Source organism: Rhizorhapis sp. SPR117, assembly GCF_021742065.1.
In genome coordinates, this window is sequence record NZ_JAKKIE010000149.1 from 1 (window position 1) to 2709 (window position 2709).

At 63.0% G+C, this 2709-nt stretch carries 5 protein-coding genes and 1 pseudogene; all 6 read left to right on the top strand.

Annotated features, from left to right (window positions below):
* Nucleotides 1-188, top strand: a pseudogene (locus tag L3X40_RS21475) (DUF736 domain-containing protein); the annotation flags it as partial.
* Nucleotides 189-381: 193 nt separating this feature from the next.
* Nucleotides 382-648: an antitoxin gene (locus L3X40_RS21480; protein ID WP_067113693.1), complete on the top strand. Its 267-nt coding sequence runs from the start codon at nt 382-384 to the stop codon at nt 646-648.
* Complete coding sequence (locus L3X40_RS21485; protein ID WP_067113691.1) at nt 645-1058, top strand: type II toxin-antitoxin system VapC family toxin; 414 nt, start codon at nt 645-647, stop codon at nt 1056-1058. Before L3X40_RS21480 ends, L3X40_RS21485 begins: the two co-directional genes overlap by 4 nt.
* A 208-nt stretch (nt 1059-1266) precedes the next feature.
* Complete coding sequence (locus L3X40_RS21490; protein WP_067113689.1) at nt 1267-1785, top strand: hypothetical protein; 519 nt, start codon at nt 1267-1269, stop codon at nt 1783-1785.
* Nucleotides 1782-2255, top strand: coding sequence for a DUF6878 family protein (locus tag L3X40_RS21495; RefSeq protein WP_067113687.1), 474 nt, complete (start codon nt 1782-1784; stop codon nt 2253-2255). The genes L3X40_RS21490 and L3X40_RS21495 overlap by 4 nt, the downstream gene beginning before the upstream one ends.
* 4 nt (nt 2256-2259) lie before the next feature.
* A partial coding sequence (locus L3X40_RS21500) for a DUF6915 family protein (protein ID WP_445177235.1) occupies nt 2260-2709 on the top strand: 450 nt, incomplete at its 3' end.

Sequence of the window (2709 nt, forward strand, 5' to 3'; positions counted from 1 at the left end):
AGGACGGCAGCTACAATGTGGTCTGGTCGCGACCGACGCGCCGGCGCGACCTTGCCTCGGAGATGGCGCCCAAGGCCAATGACAGCCTGCCGCCGCTGCCCGGCGAAGGGAACACCGCGGGCGCGCCCGCGCAAGGGGCCGAGGCCGGCCTCGGCCAGTCGTCGGCAGAGCATGCCTTCGTCGGCTGATCACTGCTCAGCCATCGCTGCCAAAAGGTCCTCGCTTCCACCCGCGAAGCGGGGGCCTTTTGCATTTTCCCATGCCTGGGGGCCGTCAACGCGCCAGGCTCTGATGCTCACCGCCGCAGCCTCTCCACAGGCAAAAATCTTGACATTCTTCCGGCGTGATGCATATGCTCATGTATATGCAAAGGAGGTCGATATGGCCCGGAAGAAGTCCGATTCCACTCCTCCGCGAGAAGCCAAACTGTTCCGGAACAACAAGAGCCAGGCGCTGCGCATCCCTGCCGATTTCGAGTTTCCCGGTGACCGCGTGATGATCCATCGCGATGGCGAGCGCCTCATTATCGAACCGGTGCGCCGCAAGAATCTTCTGGAAGTCCTCGCATCCTTGCAGCCGCTCGGGCCCGAGGACCAGTTTCCCGATGTCGATGACACATTGCTCCCGGCGAAGGCCATAGACCTGTGAGCGGGCTCTATATGCTCGACACCAATATCGTCTCCGAGCTTGCCCGAAATCCGCAAGGCTCCGTCGCCGCACGTATCGCCGAAGTGGGTCCGGATGCGATCTGTGTCAGCATCATCACCGCGGCGGAACTCCGCTATGGCTGTGCCAGGAAGGGCTCGGCGCGGCTGCTGGCGCAGATCGAGGCCATCCTGGACAGCCTCCAGATCCTCGCCCTCGATGTTCCCGCCGACACCGAATATGGCGGCATTCGCGCAGAGCTGGAAGCAGCCGGAAAACCCATCGGGCCGAATGACCTGTTCATCGCTGCCCATGCCTATGCCTTGGACGCGGTGCTCGTGACCGCGAATATCGCAGAGTTCTCCCGGATTCGCGCACTCAAGGTCGAGAACTGGATCGCCGACCTTCATTGATCTCATGCCGGGCAATTGTCGCATAGCGTTCGCCTAGAGCGTCGTCTCGTACCCGCGGCTGCGGCTCGCACCGCACGCCTCGCGATCGATCCAAACTCTCGAGATGGTCCTCGCTCCCACAGCGGATCGGGGCCTTTTGCCTCCCGCTGCCTCCATGGCCGGGGAGAGGAGGGGGTGTGCCTTTGTGTTCATTGCACAGGAGAAGGCCATGTCCAACATCATTGACCTCGGTGGTACGCCTGCGAATGAGGATTGCGCGCAGATCGGCCACACCCCCGACTTCGAGCGCCTCAACCGACTCGAGGTCGCTACCTATCGGGCCGCCGTTATCGCCCGCTGCGGCCCGCCGCCGGACGGGTGTGCCCTCATTTCAATCACCAACCGGCACGACTTCGGCATCTATCGCACGCTCGGCCTCAGGATCGATGCCGGCGCTTTCCGCCGCGATCCGTCGGTCGCGGCCTATGCGGAGGCCGTCCAGGACGGTCTGGGCAGCTGGGTCGAGGCCGGCTTTGCCCCGCCCGTTCGCTATGACGACGGCCGCGCGCCAGCGGTCGATCGCGACCGGATCGACGACATCGTCACGGGCGCGCTGATCGCGACGCGGCCTGACCCGTCGGGACGGTTCCCGGTTCCGGATTTCGAGATCCTCCACCGCAATCTCGCGGCCGCCTATCCCGCCAGCGCCGAGGCCGCGCGCACCTTTTTGCAGGAGATGCCAGCATGACCACGACGCAACTCACGCCCGAACATGCGGCCATTCAAGCCCGTATCGAGGCCGAGATCGCAGAGCATATCGCGGCAGTCCGCGACGTCGAAGCGCGCTGCAAGGCCGCGTTCCTGCCCCTCCTCAAGAAGCATGGCATCACACGCGTCGACATCACCTACGATGGCGGCGGCGATGAGGGCATGATGGGTGATATCACTGCGTATCGCGGTGATGTCGTCTGCGAATTGCCATCGGTGCTGTGCGACCATTACGCCGTCGACTATGGCGGAAATGTTCGCAGCTCCGCGTTGCCGCTTGAGGACGCCCTGTCCGCCTTCGCCGAAAACGCCGTCTGCGACCATCATGGTGGCTGGGAAAATGGCGAGGGCGCCCATGGCGGAATTGTCATCGATGTCGCCTCGGGACGCGTGACCATCACGCATAATGCCCGGTTCATCGACTATGACACCACCGAGACGGAGCTTTGATCCCATGTCCCACTGCTATTATCATGCGCTCATCTCTGTGCGCCGCTGGGGTGGGGTGCCGGACGACTATATCGCACTTCACCAATGGTTCGATGAGTCCAAGAAGATTATCGCCGACCCGCGCCATCGGGCACTTCGGCATCATGCCGAAGGCATCTTTCTGCTCGAGACGCTTTTCGGCGTGACCATTCGCAACAGTGACGGACGCCAAGTGCCGGTCCGTCTGATCGGGGAGGCGCATGTCACCGAAGATCTGGGACGCATTCCATCCTTTGTCGACTGGGCGCGGCTCATCCAGCCGATGCCCTGGATGCTGCGCGGCAACCCTGCCGGGTCACCGGGCCTCGATCCCACCATTGAAACTGTCACGGCGGTTGCTAAGGCGTGTGGACATTTAAGGGATTCCTTTTTCCGCGCGGATCGGATTCAAGACTGGCGAAGGGAGCGCCATCTT

Excerpts from the sequence above, each read along its gene's own strand:
- L3X40_RS21480 (WP_067113693.1), top strand. The coding sequence starts at position 382 with ATGGCCCGGAAGAAGTCCGATTCCACTCCTCCGCGAGAAGCCAAACTG.
- L3X40_RS21495 (WP_067113687.1), top strand. The coding sequence starts at position 1,782 with ATGACCACGACGCAACTCACGCCCGAACATGCGGCCATTCAAGCCCGT.
- L3X40_RS21490 (WP_067113689.1), top strand. The coding sequence starts at position 1,267 with ATGTCCAACATCATTGACCTCGGTGGTACGCCTGCGAATGAGGATTGC.